Origin of the sequence: Streptomyces winkii (assembly GCF_032248595.1) — a bacterium.
GTDB lineage: Bacteria > Actinomycetota > Actinomycetes > Streptomycetales > Streptomycetaceae > Streptomyces > Streptomyces winkii.
The window spans coordinates 516,209-535,697 of the sequence record NZ_JASTTH010000002.1 but is presented as its reverse complement, the minus strand read 5'-3'; the positions used below and the strand labels follow the sequence as shown (position 1 = coordinate 535,697).

The window sequence follows — 19,489 nt, the reverse complement described above, 5'->3', positions numbered from 1 at the left end:
GGCCGTAAATCATGCCGTCCGGGGCGGTCACCCCGCAGGCCCCGCCCCCGGAGCGGCCACGCACCCGAACCCGGATCCGATCCGCCGCCTGCGAGCGACACCGCGTGCCGACTTCCGAGGCACGGAATGCCAATTTCAAGGGAGGCTTTGATCGATCATCGATCGCAGGCGTACAGTCGAACCGCTGGGCCGACCCTGTCCTGCCATTCAGGAGAGACCCGCACCCGCAGGGCCCCGCGCGGGAGGCCGGCTCATCGCGTCCCGCGGAGGCCCTGCACCCGGGACGCCCCCGCGTCCCGGCCCGGAACCACCGCGTTCCATCCCCTCCGTCGCACCGCCTTCCCGTCCGTCCCGTCCGTCCCGTCCGTCCCGTCCGGAAGGTGGCCACCATGCCCCGTCCCGTACGCAACCGTCCGAGCGAGCTCGACCAGCTCCTGGACCGCGACCCGCAGGAGACCGCCGAGTGGCGGGAGTCCCTGGACGCCGTCATCGCGCATGCCGGCCCCGAGCGCGCCGCATACCTCATGCGGCGGGCCCTGGATCACCTTCCCGACGGCGGCCTGCGCCCGCTGGAGACGGACTACGTCAACACCGTCCCGACCGCCGCCGAGCCGGACTTCCCGGGCGACCTGGAGATGGAGTCCCGCATCACCGCCTGGAACCGCTGGAACGCCGCCGCGATGGTGACCCGCGGCAGCCGCTACGGCCTCGGCGGCCACATAGCGACGTTCGCCAGCGCCGCGTGGCTCTACGAGACGGGCTTCCAGCACTTCTTCCGCGGCAAGGAGGACCCCGCCTCGGGCGGCTCCGGCGACCAGCTCTACATCCAGGGCCACGCCTCACCCGGCATCTACGCCCGCGCCTTCCTCGACGGCCGCCTCACCGAGGCCGACCTCGACCGCTTCCGCCAGGAGACCGGAGGAGCCCCAGGCGAGGGCCGCGGCCTTCCCTCCTACCCGCACCCGCGCCGCCTCCCCTGGCTGTGGGAGTTCCCCACCGTCTCCATGGGCATCGGCCCCATCAACGCCGTCTACCAGGCGCGCTTCAACCGCTACCTGACGAACCGCGGCATCAAGGACACCTCCGCCTCCCACGTGTGGGCCTTCCTCGGGGACGGCGAGATGGACGAGCCGGAGTCGACGGCCGCCCTCGCCCTCGCGGGCCGCGAGCAGCTCGACAACCTCACGTTCGTCGTGAACTGCAACCTCCAGCGGCTGGACGGCCCCGTACGGGCCAACTTCAAGATCGTGCAGGAGCTGGAGGCCCAGTTCCGGGCCGCAGGCTGGAACGTGGTCAAGTCGCTGTGGGGCGCCGCCTGGGACGAGCTGTTCCAGCTCGACGTCACCGGTGCCCTGGTGCGGCGGCTTCGCGAGGTGCCGGACGCGCAGTTCCAGACGTACGCGACCCGCGACGCCGCCTACATCCGCGACCACTTCTTCGGCGCCGACCCGGCCCTGCGCGAGATGGCGAAGCTGCTGCCGGACGAGAAGATCGCCGCCTGCTTCCAGACCTCCCGCGCGGGCCACGAGCCGCGCAAGGTGTACGCCGCGTACAAGGCCGCCGTCGAGCACAAGGGCGCGCCGACCGTGATCCTGGCGCAGACGGTGAAGGGCTGGACGCTGGGCCCGGGCTTCGAGTCCCGCAACGCCAACCACCAGATGAAGAAGCTGACCGGCAAGGAGTTCCGCGCGATGCGCGACCTCCTCCGACTCCCCATCCCGGACAGCACGTTGGACGACGAGCTGGTGCCGTACGTGCACCCGGGCGAGGACTCCCCCGAGGTGCGCTACCTCCAGGAGCGCCGCGCCGCCCTCGGCGGTCCGGCACCGGCCCGCAAGGTGCACCCCGTCGCCCTGCCCGAGCCGTCGGCGAAGCCCTTCGAGACGCTGAAGAAGGGCTCCGGCAGCCAGGAGATCGCCACGACCATGGCGTTCGTACGGCTGGTCAAGGACCTGATGCGGGAGAAGGAGACCGGCAGGCGGTGGGTGCCGGTGGTGCCCGACGAGGCACGCACGTTCGGGATGGAGTCCCTCTTCCCGTCGGCCGGCATCTACTCACCGCTCGGCCAGAACTACGACCCCGTCGACCGCGACCAGCTCCTGTACTACAAGGAGGCGTCGGACGGTCAGATCCTCAACGAGGGCATCACGGAGGCCGGTTCGCTCGCCGACTTCACCGCGGCGGCGACGTCGTACGCGACGCACGGCGAGCCCATGATCCCCTTCTACATCTTCTACTCGATGTTCGGCTTCCAGCGCACCGGCGACCAGTTCTGGTCGCTGGCCGACCAGTTGGGCCGCGGCTTCGTCATCGGCGCCACCGCGGGCCGTACGACGATGACCGGCGAGGGGCTCCAGCACGCCGACGGCCACTCGCCGCTGCTGGCCTCCACCAACCCGGCCGTCGTCACCTACGACCCGGCGTTCGCCTACGAGGTCGGCGCCATCGTCAAGGAGGGGCTGCGCCGCATGTACGGCCCGGACCCGTCCCGTAACGAGGACGTCTTCTACTACCTCACCGTCTACAACGAGCCGAAGGCGCAGCCTCCGCAGCCCGCGGGCGACGGCGTCGAGGAGGGCATCCTCAAGGGCCTCTACCGCTTCAGTGAGGGCGAAGGCCCGAGTTCCCCGGCCGGAGACCCGGGCGGAGAGAGCGAGGCCGGAACGCCCCGTATCCAGCTGCTCGCCAGCGGCACGGCCATCCACTGGGCACTGGACGCGCAGCGGATGCTGGCCGAGGAGTGGGGCGTCACCGCGGACGTCTGGTCGGCGACGTCCTGGAGCGAGCTGCGCCGGGACGCCCTGGAGTGCGACGCCGCGCAGCTGCGCGGCGAGGAGCGCGTCCCGTATGTGACACGCGTGCTGGAGGACGCGCCCGGGCCGGTGCTCGCGGTCAGCGACTGGATGCGGGCCGTCCCGGACCAGATCAGCCAGTGGGTGCCGCAGGACTGGACGTCGCTCGGCACGGACGGCTTCGGGCTCTCCGGCACCCGTGAGGCGGTGCGCCGCCACTTCGGGGTCGACGCCGAGTCGGTGGTCGTCGCGGCGCTCGCGCAGCTGGCGCGGCGGGGCGAGGTCAAGCACGAGACGGTGCGGCGGGCGGCGGAGGCCTACGGGCTCGGCTGACCGCCCGCCGGAGGCCGGTCCGCCGTGGCGGTGCGCCACAGTGGTTCACCGCCGTACCGGCGCGGCGGCAGAATGCCGGCATGCGCGCGGCCCGGCTGATCAAGATGGTGCTTCTGCTCCAGACGCGCCGTGCCATGACCGGGGCCGAGCTCGCGGCTGAGCTGGAGGTCTCCGAACGTACGGTCACCCGTGACGTGCTGGCCCTGTCGGAGGCCGGGGTGCCCGTGTACGCGGACCGCGGACGCAGCGGCGGCTACCGCCTCGTCGGCGGATACCGCACGCGGCTGACCGGGATCGGCCGCAGCGAGGCGGAGGCGCTGTTCCTGTCCGGAGTGCCGCGTGCGCTACAGGACATGGGCCTCGCGGACGCCGCGTCGGCGGCCCGGCTGAAGGTCTCCGCGGCGCTGCTGCCCGAGCTGAGCGACGCCCACCGCTCGGCGGCGCAGCGCTTCCACCTCGACGCGCCCGGCTGGTGGCATCCCCCGGAGGAACCGCCGGAGCAGCTGCCCGCGCTGGCGGAGGCGGTATGGGACGACCGTACGGTGCGGATGCGCTACCGGCGCCCGGGGGCGGAGGTTGGGGGTACCTCCCGGGCCGCAAGGCCCAGGGAGAGGGAGTTGGAGCCGTACGGCCTCGTACTCAAGGCGGGCGTCTGGTACTTGGCGGCCCGCGTCGTCGACGGCGGCGACCGGCGGGTGTACCGGGTCGACAGGGTCACCGGCGTCGAGGAGACGGGTGAACGCTTCGTGCGGGACGAGGAGTTCGACCTGCCGGCCTTCTGGGAGGAGCGCTCGGCGGCGTTCGCGCAGTCGATCCTGCGGGACGAGGTGGTGCTGCGGCTGACACCGGCGGGAGCGCGGAGGCTGCGGCACGCGACCGACCGCCGGGCCGCGGAGGAGGCGCTGGCAAAGGCCAGTCCGCCGGACGCGGGCGGCGCCGGCGGCGAAGGCCGTGAGGAGGCGCGGCCCGACGGCGGGGACGACCGCGTCACCGTCGTCCTCGCCGTCGAGTCACTCGACGTCGCCTACAGCCAGCTCCTCTCCCTCGGCCCCGAGTGCGAAGTGCTCCAACCGGCCGCGCTGCGCGCCCGGTTCGCGGACGCGGCGCGCCGCATGGCGTCCCGCTACGGACCCGGCGGTGCGGAGGACGCGCCTCAGCGGTAACCGGTCACGTCGGCGGGCTTGCCCGCCTCCTCGACCTCGGTGATGTACCGCCACGCGTCGGGGGACGAGCCGTCGGTGTCGGTGAAGCCGTACTCCTGCGCGAGTCCGCCGCTGGAGAGCGAGCGCCCGTTGAACCGGCTCACGTCCGGGTCGGCGGCGAGAGCCGTGACGGCGCGCCCGACGAAGACGGGCGACTCGGAGATCGCGAAGTGCGGGTTCTGGGCGGTGCCTTCGAGCCAGTTCTCCTCGGTGACCTTGAACGCCGTGTCGAGCATGAACTCGGAGCGCAGCCAGCCCGGGGTGAGGCACACTGCGCTCGCGCCGTACTCCGGCAGCTCCTCGGCCAGTGCGCGCGCCATGCGCAGCGGGCCGTACTTGGCCAGGTCGTAGTAGAAGGGCTTGCGGTACCGCGGGCCGTTGAACTCCTCGGTCCCGTCCGTGACTTCGACGACCAGCCCGCCGGGGCTGCGGATGAGGAGCGGGATCGCGTACCGGCTGGTGACGATGTGGCTCTCCACCCCCAGCCGGAGGACGCGCAGGCCCTGCTCCAGGTCGTGCTCCCACATCTTCTTGTCCCACTGGACGAGGTGGTCGCCGCCCCAGATGTCGTTGACGAGGACGTCCAGGCGGCCCTGTTCTCTGTCGATCCGCTCGACCAGATCGCGTACCTGCTCCGGCTCCAAGTGGTCGGTGGGCACGGCGATTCCCTCGCCGCCCGCCTCGCCGACGAGTTCGGCGGTGCCCTCGACGGTCTCGCTCGTGCGCCCGATCTCGCTGGCTCGCTCGCGCGTGGTGCGGCCCGTCACATAGACGGTGGCGCCGGCTCTTCCCAGCTCCACGGCCATGGCCCGGCCCGCTCCGCGCGTCGCTCCGGCGACCAGCACCACCTTGCCCGCCAGTGCCCCTGCTGTGCTCACGCTGTCTCCCTCCGTACCGCTCGCTGCCGCCGCCCGGGTGCCGGCGTACGCGGAGCACGCTCGCACGGATACCGGACATCCCTTGTCGGGCTTTCCGTGGGTTCGCGCATGCGGTCGCCGAGTGCGATCGCCACGGGTGATACATGGGATGGTCACAGCAACCGCACATTGAGACCTTGACGCGCCCCGGTAACGACAAGGCGGCATCCGAGGGAGTCCGCGTGCGTCTGGCGGGTACAAGGCGGATGCTGTGTTCGTGATGGACGAGACCGAGTTCTGGGCGCTGATCGATTCGACCCGCGAGGACGCCGAGGGCGACCCCGAGGAGCAGGCCGACCTGCTCATCGAGCGGCTGACGCGGCTCGATCCGGACGCCGTGACGTTCTTCGCCCGGCACTTCGAGTCCCGCTACAACCGCGCCAACCAGTGGGACTTGTGGGCCGCGGCGTGGATTCTGCTGGACGGCGTGAGCGACGACGCGTTCGACGCGTTCCGCTGCTGGCTGATCGGTCAGGGCCGCGAGGTCTTCGAGAGCGCGGCGCACGACGCCGACTCGCTCGCCGACGTGCTGGAGGGCTTCGACGAGGAACTGGACGGCGACGCCGAGGATCTCGGCTACGCCGCCGACGAGGCGTACGAGCAGCTCACCGGCACCGTGATGCCCGACCTCGGCCTGCCCGAGCCGCCCGAGGACCCGGTCGGCGTGTCCCTCAACCTGGAGGACGACGCCGCCCTCGCCGAGCGTCTCCCCAAGCTCTGGGACCGCTTCCGCGGCTGAGTCCCTCCGCCGCTCCTCCTCCGTCCTCGGCCGGCGGCGCCCCAACATCCATGACGCGCGCGGCGCTTCAGCAGCGCCTCCGCAGACGGCAGGATGGCCCCATGCGTATCGCGGTCTCCGGTTCCTCCGGCCTCATCGGCACGGCTCTCACCCGCTCCCTGCGCGCGGACGGCCACGACATCGTCCGTCTCGTGCGGCGGGCCTCGCAGGACGCGCGGCGCTACGAGAGCGCGGGCCGCGCCCCGGCGCCCGGCGGCCCGCCGCCCTCGGAGGTGGTGTGGGACCCGAAGGGCCAGTACGTGCAGACCGCGGGTCTCGAAGGCTGCGAGGCCGTCGTCCACCTCGCGGGCGCGGGCGTCGGGGACCGGCGCTGGACGCCCGCGTACAAGAAGGAGATCCGCGACAGCCGTGTGCTGGGCACTGCCGCCGTCGCCGACGCGCTCGCCTCGCTCGACGAGCCGCCCCGCGTCCTGATCGTCGGCACCGCCGTCGGCTACTACGGCGACACCGGCGCCCGTGCCGTCGACGAGAGCGCCCCGCCCGGCGACGACTTCCTCGCGAACCTCTGCGTGGAGTGGGAGGAGGCGGCGGCCGCGGCGTCGGAGGCCGGCATCCGTACGGTCTTCGCCCGCACCGGCCTGGTCGTCGCCCGTGAGGGCGGCGCGTGGGGCCCCTTGTTCCGCATCTTCAAGGCGGGCCTCGGCGGGCGGCTGGGCAGCGGCGACCAGTACTGGAGCCATATCGCGCTGCACGACCACATCGCCGCGCTGCGTCATCTCCTGGACCGGGACGATCTGTCGGGCCCGTTCAACCTCACCGCCCCCGAGCCGGTCACCAACCGGGAGGCCGCCGCGGCGATGGGCCGCGTCCTGCACCGGCCGGCGCTGCTGCCCGTACCGGCGCCGGTGCTGCGCGCCGCGCTGGGCGAGTTCTCCAAGGACGTGCTGGGCAGCCAGCGCGTCCTGCCCACGCGGCTTCTGGAGTCGGGCTTCAGCTTCGCGTTTCCCGGCGTCGAAGACGCGGTACGCGCCGCATTGCGCTGACGGGACGGCCGGGCCTTAGGGCCTGCCCGGGTGCGTGCCGCCCGGGAACGGCCCGCGTGCCGTGCCGCCGGCCCGATCGAGAGCGGTGTGCGACCGCTGTGCGACCGTGCTCTGCCCGTGTGCCACTGACCGCAACCGGGCAGCTGCGTAGAGTCCGGATCCTCACGGTTCACCAGCGCCGGTCCGGGCAGTACGGAGGCAGGACGGCCCTGCACCGCGCGCCGACCACGGGAGGCATCGTGCGCTCCAGCGAGACAGCACGCTCCGGCCCCATACACACCCCCGACGCCGACGTCGTCGTCATCGGCGCGGGCCTCGCGGGCCTCGCCGCCGCACACCACCTCACGGACGCGGGCCTGCGCGTCACCGTGCTGGAGACGACCTCGCGGGTGGGCGGCCGGATGGCCACGGAGGAGGTCGACGGCTATCTGCTGGACCGCTCTGGGCGGCTGCTCTGCCCCGACTGGCCCGAGTTCCGTCGGCTTCCCGCGCTCGCCGCGCTGGAGCTGCATCCCTTCGCTCCGGGCGCGCTGCTGCGCGCCGACGGCCGTACGCACCGGATAGGCGACCTGCGCCGCACCATGGGACGCCTCCCCCTGGGCCTCGCCTCCCGGCCGGCGCCGCCGGGCGTCCCGCGGCCCCCTCATGCGGAGGCAGCGTCACGCACCGTACGCACCGACCGCATCGACCGGCGCACGAGGAGCGCACTCACCACGGCGCGCGCTCTCACCAGCGCCCGCAGCCGTGCCGCCCGCGGCGTCTCCCGCCAGGAGCCGAGCCGGGTCGTCGCCGGGAGAAGGCAGGGCAGGACCGGCGCCCTCGACCTCGCGCGGCTCCGCAGCGCGCTGGCCCGCTTCGCGGCCGTACCGTCCGACCGGCTGCTCACCCGCACCGAACTGCCCGCCGCCCAGGCCCTGTCGGCGCGCGGGCTGCCCGCACGCACCGTGGGTTCGCTCGTACGTCCGCTGCTGTCGGCGCTGCTCTCCGACCCCGCGCTGACGACGTCCAGCCGCGTCGCCGATCTCACGCTGCGCGGGTTCATACGGGGCGGCTGCTGTCTGCCGGCCGACGGCATGGTGTCCGTGCCGGAGCAGCTCGCCGCCACGCTGCCGGAGGGCACCGTCCGTACGGACGTCACCGCCGAGTCCGTCACGACGAACGCCGTGACCACCCGCGACCACGGCACCCTGGCATGCCGCGCCGTCGTCGTCGCCACGGGCGCGGCCGACGCGGGCGAGCTGCTTCCCGGGCTGCGGGTGCCGGACTTCCACCCCTTGACCGTCCTGCACCACGCGGTCGAGGAGACGCAGCCGCTGTCGCCCTCGCTACTGGTCGACGGGGACGCGGCCCGGCAGGGCCCCGTGTCGCACTCGTGGGCGGCCTCGGCGATCGATCCCGGGCGGGCACGGCCCGGGCGCGCGGGCCTCGTCACGTCCGTCGTGCTGGGCGCGGCGGCGGGTGAGCCCCTCGCCGAGCTGGAGGCCGCCTCCCGCGCGCAGTTGGCCACGCTGCACGGGGTGCCGGCCGGGCGCTGGAGCCTGCTCGCCGCACACCACGACGCGCAGGCCGTGCCGGCGATGCCGGCTCCGCACGATCTGCGGCGCCCGGTGCGGGTGCTCCAGGGTCTGTACGTGTGCGGCGAGCACCGCGACACCAGTACGGCTCAGGGCGCGCTCGTCTCGGGACGGCGGGCCGCACACGAGGTGCTGCGCGACTTCGGGCTGCCGCTGCCCACGGCCGGAGGACCGCTCACGACGGCCGCCTGAAGGGCGCGATCGGGGCTCACACCGGCAGCCGTACGGTGAAGTGCGCGCCGCCCTCGGGCGCGTGGGCCGCGGCGATCGTGCCGCCGAGACGCTCCACGAGCTGCGCCGCCAGGGCGAGTCCGAGTCCGGTGCCCACGGGACGGCTGCCGTGGTAGCGGCGGTGGAGCCTGCCGCGTTCGAAGGCCACGAGCAGATCCTCGTCCGACAGACCGGGGCCGCCGTCGCGCACCGAGAGGGCGAAGTGCCCGCGGGGGACCGCCGTCCCGGGCGGGCCCGCGTCACCGGCGGCACCGCCGGAACCCGCGGAACCCCCAGAACCCGCGGCGTCGCCGGACGGGGCGAGTGCGACCACCAGCGGCGCTCCCGGCGCCACCCGTCCCGCGTTCTCCACCAGGATGTCGAGGACCTGCCGCAGCCGTCCCGGGTCGGTGCGCGCCAGGAGCGGCCCCGGCGGCAGCTCCGTCTCCAGCCGCGTGCCGGACCGTTCGAGCGAGGGGCGCCACGCGGTCACCGCTCCGGACACCAGCGCCCTGACGTCGACCTCCTCCACGTCGAGCGTGAAGTCGTCGGCCTGCAACCGTGCGAGCGCCAGCAGATCGGACACCAGGCGGTCGAGGCGCCCGGCCTCGGTCAGGATGGTGCGGCCGGCGTCCCGCGCGACGTCCTCCCCGGCGGTCAGCACGCCGTCGGCGAGGGCCTCCGCGTAGCCGCTGATCGTCGTCAGCGGTGTGCGCAGTTCGTGCGAGACGGACATCAGGAAGTCCCGCTGCCGCCGTTCGCTCAGCTCCAGCGCCGCGGTCAACTCGTTGAGCGCGCTGGAGAGTTCGCGTACCTCGTCGGGCGGGTCGAGCGGCATCCGGCAGCCGCGGTCACCCCGGCGGATGCGGTCCGCGGTGCGCGCGGCCTGCCGCAGCGGCCGGGCGAGGCGGCGGGAGAGCAGGACGCCCGCGAGGGTTCCCGCGGTCGCTCCGGCCGAGAGCGCGAGCGCGAGCCCCACCCCGACCGTCTCACCGCGCGCCTCCTCCAGCGGCTGGGCGAGCACGACACCGCCGGCCACTCCGACGGGGCGCGCCTCGATCAGCACCTCACCGCCGTCCCTGCCCGTGAAGCGGGTGTGCGCGGGCTTACCCTCCGCGAGCCGCCGCGCGGTCGCGGCCGGGACCCAGTCGCGGTCCGGGGTGTGGGCGCGTACGAGGGAGAAGCGGATGCCGTTGCCGCGCATCAGATGCGCCAACTGCCGTACGCGGTCCGGGCGTCCGGTGCGCGCGGCGAGCATCGTCGCCGCGAGGTCCGCCTGATCGCGCAGCGACTCCCGCGCCTGCGCCGTCGCGGCCTGCCGTACGAGCGGCACGGCCGCCGCCGCGGTCGCGAGCACCGACACGAGCGCGACGAGCAGCGTGACGAGCACCGTGCGGGACGTCATGCGCCCGGCGCGGCCGCGCAGCAGCCTCAGTGTCGCGGCCGAACCGGCCGACCCGGCCGACGCGGCCGAACCGGCCTGTCCGCCGGGTGGGACCGGCCCGCCCGGTCCGCCCGACTCGCCCGCCCCCGCGGCCGGTTCACTCTTCGACGCTGTATCCGACACCGCGTATCGTCCGGATCGTTCCCGCTCCGCGCCCCAGCTTGGCCCGCAGCTGTGCGATGTGCACGTCGACCGTGCGCGCGCCCGCGTCGGAGCGATGGCCCCAGACGGCCGCCAGCAGATCGCTGCGCGTGCAGACACGCCCCGGCCGCGCCATCAGATGGGCCAGCAGGTCGAATTCGGTGGCCGTGAGCTCGACGAGCTCCTCCTCCACCGAGGCCTTCCGGCGCGGCACGTCGACCTTGAGGGGACCGACGCACCGCACGGATTCGGCGACGGCACCAGAGGTGCGCCGCAGCACCACGCGCACGCGGGCCACCAACTCCCGCGGGCTGAACGGCTTGGTGATGTAGTCGTCGCCGCCGAGCTCCAGGCCGAGCAGCCGGTCCACCTCCTCGTCGCGCGCGGTGAGGAACAGCACGGGCGTCCAGTTCTGCTCGCTCCGCAGCCGTCTGCACACCTCGGTGCCCTCCATGTCGGGCAGCATGATGTCGAGGATCAGCGCGACGGGGCGGTGCCGGCGGGCGGCGGCCAGCGCCGACTCGCCCGTCGACTCCGTCATCACCGTGAAGCCCTCGCGTACGAGATACGTGCGGACCAGTGCGGCGATGGCGGGTTCGTCCTCGACGACCAGTACGAGGCCGCGGTTCTGCCCTGCCAGGGTCCTCCTCCTCCGTACTGCGGCGCCGCAGTCCTTCGCCCGACTGCGGCGCCACGGCGGGTCGTTCGGCCGCGCCGCGTTCAGCCGGGTGCGGGCGCCCGCGGAATCTCCTCGCGGCACTCCGCTCCCGCACACCCTTGCAGGTCGTCGAGGCGGGCGTCGAGGAAAGCGCGCACCTTCCCGTACTCGGGGTCGGCGTGGCGCGAGGTCAGCTCGTGCGGGTCCTCGGCCAGGTCGTACAGCTCCCTCCCGCCCCGGACGTAGCGGATGTAGAGATAGCGGTCCGTGCGGATCGCCTCGTAGGCCGCGGAGCTCTGGCCTCGGCGCCGATCGCCGTTCTTCTCCGGCACCGGAGGCGACGCCTCGCCGTCCTGGTCCAGGTCCCCGGCGCCCGCCGCCCTGCCGGCGGAGGAGTCGTCGTGGGGCGGCGCACCGGCCCCCGCCGAACTCCCGCCGCCCGTACGGTCCTTCACCGGCGAGCGACGTGCGCCTTCCGCGATCTCCTGAAGCACCGGCCGTCCGCTGCGCTTGCCCGGATCGCGCCCGTACGGCAGCAGGGAGCGGCCGTCGAGGGAGAGGTCCGGGTCGGCTCCGCCGATGTCCGCGATGGTGGCGGCCAGATCGGCGTTCTCGGTCAGCTCCTCCGAGTGCGCGCCGCCGTCGAGGCCGGGACCGCGCATCAGCATCGGCACCTGCCCCGACGCCCCGTGCGCGAGGAACTTCCCCGTCGGGACGCGGTGCTGGCCGAAGAAGAAGCCGTTGTCCGAGGTGAACAGCACGTATGTGTTGTCCAGTTGGCCGGTGGCCTTGAGGGTGTCCATCAGCTTCTGCACGGCCTCGTCCACGGCGAGCAGCGACTCCAGCCGCCCTCGGTAGCTCTCCGTGATCTTCCGCGTGGTCCCGGCGTCGAGGTCGGGGCGCTCCTGGAGGAAGGCGGGCTTGTCCCGCATGTCGTCCTCGCCGTACGCGGGGTCGTCGGGCAGCTTCTCGTCGGCGAACTCGCCCTTGTGGCGCGGCGCGGGACGCGGGGCCTCGCCCACGTTCGGCCCGTCGCCCTTCTTCTCGCGCGGCTTGCCGGACTTCTCCGGGGCGGGTCCCTTGGGCGCCGCCTTCTTGCCCTCGGAGTGCGGTGCGAGGAAGGCGAGGCTGAGGAAGAAGGGCTTGTCCTCCTTGGCCTTGCGCTCGATGAAGTCGACGCCTTTGTCGCGGTACACGTCCGTCTGGTAGAGGTCCGGGTCCTCCTCGTCGAACTTCCCGTAGGTGTGCAGCTTGCCGTTCTCGTTGAGCCGGTAGCCCCACATCCTGTACGTCGACGCGCTCACCGCGCCGCGCCACTCGTCCCACCCCGGCGGCACGTGCGTGGGGTCCTTGTCGCCGTAGCCGTTGGGGTACTTGCCGATGTGCGAGGTGACGTATCCGGCCTTCTGCATCCACACCGGCAGCGTCTTCTTCTCGTCGAGCTTGTCGTAGCCGCCCTGCGGCGCCTTGTTGTGCCGTACGCCGTTGTTGTGCGCGAACTGCCCGCTCAGATACGTCGATCGCGAGGGGCAGCACAGCGGCGTCGACGGGTGGTAGCGGTCGAAGGTCACGCCCTTCTCGCCGAGCAGCTGCCGGGTGTGGGTCATGATCCGCATCGACTCCAGCCACTGGTCGTCGGTCATCACCATCAGCACGTTGGGCTTCTTCTTGCCGTCTCCCGCGTCCGCCTCCGCGCTGCACCCGGCCATCGCGGGAAGCAGCAGAAGCAGGGCGATCACGCCTGCCAGCACACGTTGCGTGGAGCTGCGCCGCATCGCCGTCCCCCTCTCCTCGTGGTCCTTGTCGGGGGCCAGCATCGGCAAGCGATGTTCGAGGAGTGTGAAGACGGCGTACGGGGACCGTCAGCACCATGACGCACTCCCCCAACATCCCTTGCGACCAGGGACGTTGGCGGCGGCGTTGTCAGTGCCCGGCGGTATTCTGGGAACCAGAACCCGATGCGCGGTCCACACCCGTTCACCGGGTCGGCACACACACGCGGCGCGTGGCACACCTGCCCGCGCGGCACGTCAGCACGGCCGACAAGTCAGCACGTCAGCACCTCACCCACGGCACGACGTCCCGGAGGTCGCCGATGACCGCAGCCACAGCCCGCCCCCTGACGCCCCCTCTGCCGCTCGCCTTCCCCGCCTCGTCCACCGGCCGCCCGCCGAAGAAGCGGCTTCCGGCCGGCCGCCCGCGGGAGTGGTATGTCTCGCACAACCGGCAGCTGAAGGCGATGCGCATAGCCATCGCCCTGCTCGACTCCGGTGTGTACGCGCCGAGTCAGGCAGGTGACCGCACGATCCGCCGTACAGCGGCCCGCATCGGCGTGCATCCGCCGTCCGACACGACGTGCGAGCTGGTGCGCTCGCTGCTGCCGTAGACCGCGTCCCGGGCGATCAGCCCGGCGTACGTCGGCCGCGGCCGTCTCACGAGGCGGCATCGGCCTCGTCGGGCTGATCGTCCGCTGTCCGCCGCCGTCAGGCGCCGGAGCCGGGGCCCGGGCCGCTCTCTTCGCCGTCCCCGCGGCCCCGGCCCTCGCGCCACTCCTCGACGACCCGGTCCACGTCGTACGGGGTCAGATTCAGCGGCGGGCCGGACATCGGCCGGCGGAAGGCCTCGCGGATCTTGTCGTTGACCGCGTTCACGATCCGCCGCACCTCCGCCTCCGACTGTGCGCGGGAGGCGGCCCTGAGCGCGTCCTCGGCCTCCTTGCGGAGCGCGAGGGTCGGCGGCAGCTGCGTCACGCCCTCGTCGCGCAGCTTCCGCTTCAGCCACCAGTTCTCGTCGTACGGCGCGTCCCCGTCCCGGAGGGGCTCGCCCGCGCCCGGGAGGTCCTCGAAGGCACCGCGCTCCTCCGCCTCGCGGATCTGCCTGTCCACCCACGATTCGAAGCTGATTCCCGGCGGCTTCCGTTCGGTCATGTCTCCATTCTCCGGCATCTCGCCCAGGATCTGACGGCGGGCTGACGCTGACGTCGTGGGTCTGCTCGGTCCCGTCGGTCGGGCAGAGGACCCGTGCCGTCGGCGCCGTGCGTGCCGCGACGAGAGCCGTCCGCCGGAGCGGACGTTCCGTCCTTCCCTCGTCCGCGGCCCGCCGAACCGGTCCTCACCTGGTTCCCCGGCCGCCCAACCTCGTTCTCCGGCAGTACAGTTGACACAGCGTGCGGCCGGTCGAACGCTGCGTCCCGGACCAGGAGGGGAAGTCTGTGAGCAGTCTCAACAAGGGTCTCGAAAAGGTCGAGGTGAAGCTGAAGTGGGACCCGAGTCCCATGGGGGCGCCCGTGCACGATCTGGACATCGTCGCCGCCACGTACACCGGCGACGATCCGTACGGTGACCCGGATTATCTCGTCCACTTCGACCAGCGCGCCCCGGACGGCACGATCACGCTCAACCGGGACAGCCGCACCGGCCAGGGGTTCGGCCCCGACGAGGCCATGACGCTGGAGCTGGAGCGGCTCGCGCCGACGTACACGCGCGTCGTCGTGGGCGTGGCCATCCAGCAGGGCGGGGGCCGGATGACGTTCGGCGACGTGTCGAACACCCTCGTGCAGATCAGCGAGGGGTACACGAAGCTGGCGGAGAACGACTTCGCGGGTATCCCCGCCTCCACCGCGGCGACCGTCGCCGAGTTCGTCCGCGGGGAGGACGGCGCCTGGGAGCTCCACGACGGGGTCACCGGCTTCGACACCGAGCCGGCGTCCTTCGCGCAGGAGATGGGCCGCAGGCCCGCCTGACGCCGCGGGCCGTCCGCGTCCGCCACGCCGCCCGGCGTGCGGCGACGTGCGACGTGCGACGTGCGACGTGCGACGTGCGACGAGGCGCGGCGACAGGCGGCGACGCACGCCCGGGGCCGCTGTGCGAAGACAGGCGCTCCCTGGGAGAGACTTGGCGCATGACCGATTCGCCGGGGTCTTCCCGAAGTGAACTGACCGGGCGGACCCCGTGGGCCAGCCTGCACGGGCCGCTGCGCCGCTTCCTGCGCACGGAGACGGGCAGCGCGGCGGTTCTGCTCTCGGCCACGCTCGCCGCGCTGGTCTGGGCGAACATCGACTTCGCCTCGTACGAGCGGCTGTGGTCGACGCGGCTGTTCATCGGCGTCTCCGACGAGCGGATCTCGCTGGATCTGCACGACTGGGTCAACAGCGGGCTCATGACGTTCTTCTTCTTCGTCGTGGGGCTGGAGGCACGCCGCGAGTTCGACATGGGCGATCTGCGCGAGCGCCGCCGGGTGACCCTGCCCGCGCTCGCGGGGGTCGGCGGCATGATCGTGCCCGTCGCGATCTATCTCGCGCTCAACACCGGCCATGCGTCCGCACAGGGCTGGGGAGCGGCCATGTCGACGGACACGGCCTTCGCGCTCGGCATGCTCGCCCTGGTGGGCCCGCGGTTCCCGCGGCGGCTGCGTGCCTTCATGCTCACCTTCACCGTCGTCGACGACGTCATCGCGCTGGCCGTGATCGCCTTCGTCTACTCCGAACACGTCGCCGCCGTACCGCTGTTGACGGCGTGCGGCCTCCTCGTCGTGGTGCTGGTGCTGCGGTACGCGGAGATCTCCTCCGGGTTCGCCTACGCCCTGCTCGGCATCGTCATGTGGGTGGCGATGCTCAAGTCGGGGGTCGACCCCGTCGTCACGGGCCTCGTGCTGGGGCTCCTGACATACGCGTATCCGGCGGCCCGCGACGACCTGGAGCGCGCCAGCGGGCTCTTCCGGCTCTTCCGCGAGCAGCCGACGGGAGAGCTCGCGCGCACGGCACGCGTCGGCCTGGCGGCGGCCATCTCCCCCAACGACCGCCTCCAGAACCTCTTCCACCCGTGGACGAGCTATGTGATCGTGCCGCTCTTCGCCCTCGCCAACACGGGCGTGCCGATCACGGGCGAGCTCCTCTCCCGCTCGTTCGCCTCGCCGATCACGCTCGGCATCCTCATCGGCTTCGTCGTGGGCAAGCCGATCGGCATCGTCGGCGTCTCGTGGCTGGTGACGCGCCTGAGCGGCGGCCGGCTGCGTCCGCCGGTGGGCTGGGCCGCGGCCGTCGGCGGCGGGACGATCGCCGGCATCGGCTTCACCGTCTCCCTTCTCATCGCCGGACTCGCCTTCCACGGCGCGCAGTTGGACGAGGCGAAGATCGGCGTGCTCAGCGCGGCGCTGTGCGCCTCCGCCGCGACGTGGCTGGTCTCGCGCGCCACTGCGCTGCTGCCGCACCACATCAAGGGCCGCGCGCTGCTCGGCACGTCCGCACCCATCCTGGACCTGACCACCGAGGTCGACGACGAGCGCGACCACGTGCGCGGGCCGGCCGACGCCGCCGTCACGCTCGTCGAGTACGGCGACCACGAGTGCCCGTACTGCGCCGGCGCTGAACCCGTCATCCGCGCGCTCCTCGGCGGCCGGGACGACGTGCGCCACGTGTGGCGCCACCTGCCGCTGACCGACGTCCATCCGAACGCGCAGCTGCGGGCGGAGGCGGCCGAAGCGGCGGCACAGCAGGGCGCCTTCTGGGAGATGCACGACTGGCTGCTGACCAATCAGGAGGAGACGAGCGTCCCCATGCTGGTGCGGCAGGCGAAGGTGCTCGGCCTGGACGTCGACCGCTTCCGTGAGGACCTGCGCGAGCGCGTCGGGGCGACGCGGATCGCCGAGGACGTCGAGTCGGCCGACGACAGCGGGGTGTCGGGCACACCCACGTTCTTCGTCAACGGCCGCCGCCACCACGGCTCGTACGACAGCGCGAGCCTGCACGCGGCCGTACGGGCGGCGCGGGTGCGGGTCGATATCGGCGGGTAGCGCGTGTTACTGCGACGGCGTGCCCGAAACCGTCCATACCCTGCGAGAACATCGAACCGAAGCAGGGAGAGACCGGACACATGCGACGCGAAGACCTGCCCACGCCCGACACGGGCATCCTCCTGACCCACTTCCTGACCGTGCGGGACGTGGCACGCTCCCGCGCGTTCTACTCGGACGTCCTCGGCGGCACGGTGGTGCTGGAGGAGAACCCGTGCATCGTCAGGCTCGCCAACGGCTGGATCATCATGAACCCTGGCGGGGGGCCCACCCCCGACAAGCCCGACGTGACGCTGCGGCCGCCCGAGGACCCGGACACCACATCGAGCTTCCTCAACATCCGCGTGGCCGACATCCAGGAGTGCTACCGCGAATGGGGCGCCAAGGGCGCCGAGTTCCTCACCCCTCCCATCGACCGCAAGGTCGAACTGCGCTGCTACGTACGCGATCCCGACGGCTACCTCATCGAGGTGGGGCAGGCGACGGGGCTGCGGGAGGGCGTCCTCGCGGACCCGCCCGCGGGAAGGGGCTAGGCGTGTCCGCAAAGTAGCGCCGTCCGGCCGGAGGCCGGGGCTGTCGGCACCCGGTGCGTGCTGGGGCACCTCCCAGACCGGAGTCTGGGGGAGGGACTTCGCGGACACGTCCTAGAACGCGCCGGGAAGAGATCAGGGCACGACGAGGGCCGTGCCCGCGCGGAGGTTCCAGCGGCCGGACCGGCCGCTGAACTCCGTCGCCGTCAGCGGTGCGACGTCCACGCGCCACAGCCCCGAGGCGGGCGCACCCAGGGCGAACACCACCGCGGCCCGCACGACGTCGGGCTCCACGACCGCCAGTACGCGGCCGGGCAGCCGGGCGAGCTCCGTCAGCCACTCCCCTGTCCTGGCGCAGAGCCGCACGACGGACTCGCCGCCGTGCGGCGCGCTCGCGGGGTCCGCCAACCACTGTGCGACGGCGTCCGGTTCGGCGGCGCTCACCTCCTCCAGCGTCCTGCCGCGCCAGCGGCCCGCCGAACAGCCGGCCAGCCGCTCGTCGGTGAGTCCGGACGCGCCGGGAACGCCCAGCTCCTCGGCGGTCTGCACACAACGGGCAGACGGTGAGACGGCGTTGCACCCGGCCGCGGACAGCAGCGCGGCGGCGGCGGTCCGCGCGGCCCCGGTCTCCCGCACTCCGGCGTCGCTCAGCGGCCGCCCGTCGTCGAAGCGGAACTCCTCTGAGGACTCGCTGCGCGCGGGCGAGATCAAAGTCACTCGCGTGGTCATCTGCCTCTCCTCGCCCGTGAACGGCCGCTCTCCGTACGGGAGTCGACGGCACCGGGGCCGGCTGCCCGGGATGTGCGGCCTTGGCCGGACACGTGGTGTCGGGGTACCTTCCGCTCGTATCGATCGACGACGGCAGGGCGGAAGCCGGTGAGATTCCGGCGCGGTCGCGCCACTGTATGCCCCTTCCGGTCCGCTGCCGTGCGCAGCGTACGGGCGGGGGCGAGCCAGACCCGCTGTGCCGTCACGAGCTCCACCGACAGGGACGCGAGTTCCCAACAGGAGGTCTTGCCATGGCACAGTCCATCGCCCCGCCCAGTTCCGCGACTCCCGCCTCCGGCGCCGCCGTTCCGACGACGCTGCCGGCCAAGGCGATCCTTCCGTGGGCTGTCTTCTTCGGTCTGCTGATGCTCGTCCTGCTGTACTTCGTCGGCGCCGAGCAGGGGGCGACGTCCCTCATCTCCGGCACGGGCGTGCACGAGTGGGTCCACGACGGACGCCACCTTCTCGGCTTCCCCTGCCACTGAGCGGGGAGGAGCACGATGAACTCCGCCACAGTGAGGACTCTCCTTGTGCGCGGCATGCTCGCCGGTCTCGTCGCGGGCCTGTTCGCCCTGGTGACGGCCTCGTTCCTGGGCGAGCCCCAGGTGGACGCGGCCATCGCCTTCGAGGAGGCCCACGCGCATTCGCACGAGCACGGTGCGGAAATCGTCAGCCGCGGCATGCAGTCCACCGCGGGCCTCGCCACGGCAGTCCTGGTCTACGGCGTGGCTCTGGGCGGCATCGCCTCGCTGGCCTTCAGCTTCGCGCTGGGGCGCGTGGGCCGCTTCGGCCCGCGCGCGACGGCGGTGCTGCTGTCGGGCGCCGCGTTCGTGTGCGTGTATCTGGTGCCGTTCCTGAAGTACCCGGCCAACCCGCCTTCCGTGGGCGACCCGGCGAGCCTCGACAAGCGCACGGCTCTGTACTTCCTGATGGTGCTGCTGAGCGTGCTGCTGGCCGTCGGGGCGACGATCCTCGGCAAGCGCCTGGCACCGCGCCTGGGCAACTGGTACGCGACGGTGGCGGCCGTGCTCGGCTTCGCCGTCGCCGTCGGGCTCGCCTATGCGTTCCTGCCGTCCCTCAGCGAGCTTCCCGAGCACTTCCCCGCCCTGCTGCTGTGGCGGTTCCGGGTCTCGGCGCTCGCCGTTCAGCTGGTGCTGTGGGCGGCCTTCGGGCTGACGTTCGGTCATCTCGCCGAGCGTGCCCTGGGGTTCGCCGCACGCCGTCACAAGGAGGCGCCGGCCGCGGCGGCCACCGCCGCGAACTGAGCCGGGCGGACCGGGACTTGGTTCCGGCACGGGCCGGTTCACCTCGGTCTCTTCCGGTCCGCCGTCCACCGGTACGGGGCGGG

General features: G+C 72.7%; 17 protein-coding genes. 11 read left to right on the top strand and 6 right to left on the bottom strand.

Annotated features, from left to right (window positions below; translation table 11 throughout):
• Positions 1 to 389: 389 nt before the first annotated feature.
• A complete protein-coding gene (gene aceE / locus QQM67_RS06630; RefSeq protein ID WP_314172663.1) occupies positions 390 to 3,125 on the top strand; it encodes a pyruvate dehydrogenase (acetyl-transferring), homodimeric type in 2,736 nt (911 codons plus the stop codon).
• Between the two features lie 80 nt (positions 3,126 to 3,205).
• Positions 3,206 to 4,288, top strand: coding sequence for a helix-turn-helix transcriptional regulator (locus QQM67_RS06625; RefSeq protein WP_314172662.1), 1,083 nt, complete (start codon positions 3,206 to 3,208; stop codon positions 4,286 to 4,288).
• Here the strand turns inward: QQM67_RS06625 and QQM67_RS06620 are convergent.
• Complete coding sequence (locus QQM67_RS06620) at positions 4,279 to 5,205, bottom strand: SDR family oxidoreductase (protein ID WP_314172661.1); 927 nt, start codon at positions 5,203 to 5,205, stop codon at positions 4,279 to 4,281. The two genes, QQM67_RS06625 and QQM67_RS06620, sit on opposite strands and share 10 nt — an antisense overlap.
• Before the next feature lie 259 nt (positions 5,206 to 5,464).
• On the opposite strand from QQM67_RS06620, the gene QQM67_RS06615 reads away from it, so the two are divergent.
• From QQM67_RS06615 to QQM67_RS06605, 3 genes are all read left to right on the top strand, one after another.
• Positions 5,465 to 5,983 (top strand): DUF4240 domain-containing protein, encoded by a 519-nt coding sequence (locus QQM67_RS06615; RefSeq protein WP_314172998.1) that lies wholly within the window; start codon positions 5,465 to 5,467, stop codon positions 5,981 to 5,983.
• 101 nt (positions 5,984 to 6,084) lie between these two features.
• Complete coding sequence (locus QQM67_RS06610; protein ID WP_314172660.1) at positions 6,085 to 7,026, top strand: TIGR01777 family oxidoreductase; 942 nt, start codon at positions 6,085 to 6,087, stop codon at positions 7,024 to 7,026.
• Between the two features lie 119 nt (positions 7,027 to 7,145).
• On the top strand, positions 7,146 to 8,792 hold the full coding sequence (locus QQM67_RS06605) for an FAD-dependent oxidoreductase (protein ID WP_314172659.1): 1,647 nt from the start codon (positions 7,146 to 7,148) through the stop codon (positions 8,790 to 8,792).
• A gap of 16 nt (positions 8,793 to 8,808) precedes the next feature.
• On the opposite strand, the gene QQM67_RS06600 is transcribed toward QQM67_RS06605, so the two are convergent.
• Genes QQM67_RS06600 through QQM67_RS06590 form a run of 3 tightly spaced genes read right to left on the bottom strand, consistent with a single transcriptional unit; the run spans position 8,809 to position 12,870 of the window.
• Positions 8,809 to 10,377, bottom strand: a complete 1,569-nt coding sequence (locus QQM67_RS06600; RefSeq protein WP_314172658.1) for a HAMP domain-containing sensor histidine kinase — start codon at positions 10,375 to 10,377, stop codon at positions 8,809 to 8,811.
• A complete protein-coding gene (locus QQM67_RS06595; RefSeq protein ID WP_314172657.1) occupies positions 10,352 to 11,155 on the bottom strand; it encodes a response regulator transcription factor in 804 nt (267 codons plus the stop codon). Before QQM67_RS06595 ends, QQM67_RS06600 begins: the two co-directional genes overlap by 26 nt.
• The gene (locus tag QQM67_RS06590) at positions 11,116 to 12,870 is read right to left on the bottom strand and encodes a sulfatase family protein (RefSeq protein WP_314172656.1); all 1,755 of its coding nucleotides are present in this window, start codon (positions 12,868 to 12,870) and stop codon (positions 11,116 to 11,118) included. Before QQM67_RS06590 ends, QQM67_RS06595 begins: the two co-directional genes overlap by 40 nt.
• A 278-nt stretch (positions 12,871 to 13,148) precedes the next feature.
• On the opposite strand from QQM67_RS06590, the gene QQM67_RS06585 reads away from it, so the two are divergent.
• Complete coding sequence (locus QQM67_RS06585) at positions 13,149 to 13,439, top strand: hypothetical protein (RefSeq protein ID WP_314172655.1); 291 nt, start codon at positions 13,149 to 13,151, stop codon at positions 13,437 to 13,439.
• Positions 13,440 to 13,536: 97 nt separating this feature from the next.
• On the opposite strand, the gene QQM67_RS06580 is transcribed toward QQM67_RS06585, so the two are convergent.
• Positions 13,537 to 13,980: a DnaJ family domain-containing protein gene (locus QQM67_RS06580; protein WP_314172654.1), complete on the bottom strand. Its 444-nt coding sequence runs from the start codon at positions 13,978 to 13,980 to the stop codon at positions 13,537 to 13,539.
• Between the two features lie 284 nt (positions 13,981 to 14,264).
• Here QQM67_RS06580 and QQM67_RS06575 point away from each other — a divergent pair, with 284 nt between their 5' ends.
• The 3 genes from QQM67_RS06575 to QQM67_RS06565 all read left to right on the top strand — a co-directional run bounded on the left by QQM67_RS06575 (position 14,265) and on the right by QQM67_RS06565 (position 17,376).
• Entirely contained in the window at positions 14,265 to 14,795 is a 531-nt protein-coding gene (locus QQM67_RS06575; RefSeq protein WP_314172653.1) for a TerD family protein, read from the top strand.
• A gap of 158 nt (positions 14,796 to 14,953) precedes the next feature.
• Positions 14,954 to 16,843: a Na+/H+ antiporter NhaA gene (gene nhaA / locus QQM67_RS06570; RefSeq protein ID WP_314172652.1), complete on the top strand. Its 1,890-nt coding sequence runs from the start codon at positions 14,954 to 14,956 to the stop codon at positions 16,841 to 16,843.
• Positions 16,844 to 16,923: 80 nt separating this feature from the next.
• Entirely contained in the window at positions 16,924 to 17,376 is a 453-nt protein-coding gene (locus QQM67_RS06565; RefSeq protein WP_314172651.1) for a VOC family protein, read from the top strand.
• A 132-nt stretch (positions 17,377 to 17,508) separates the two neighbouring features.
• Here the strand turns inward: QQM67_RS06565 and QQM67_RS06560 are convergent, their stop codons facing one another.
• Positions 17,509 to 18,102 carry a histidine phosphatase family protein gene (locus QQM67_RS06560; protein WP_314172650.1) on the bottom strand — a complete coding sequence of 198 codons (594 nt, stop codon included), beginning with the start codon at positions 18,100 to 18,102 and terminating at the stop codon, positions 17,509 to 17,511.
• Between the two features lie 290 nt (positions 18,103 to 18,392).
• Here QQM67_RS06560 and QQM67_RS06555 point away from each other — a divergent pair, with 290 nt between their 5' ends.
• Both QQM67_RS06555 and QQM67_RS06550 read left to right on the top strand, forming a co-directional pair.
• Entirely contained in the window at positions 18,393 to 18,626 is a 234-nt protein-coding gene (locus QQM67_RS06555; RefSeq protein WP_314172649.1) for a CbtB domain-containing protein, read from the top strand.
• Positions 18,627 to 18,641: 15 nt separating this feature from the next.
• Positions 18,642 to 19,406, top strand: a complete 765-nt coding sequence (locus tag QQM67_RS06550; RefSeq protein WP_314172648.1) for a CbtA family protein — start codon at positions 18,642 to 18,644, stop codon at positions 19,404 to 19,406.
• The last annotated feature ends 83 nt before the right edge of the window (positions 19,407 to 19,489 follow it).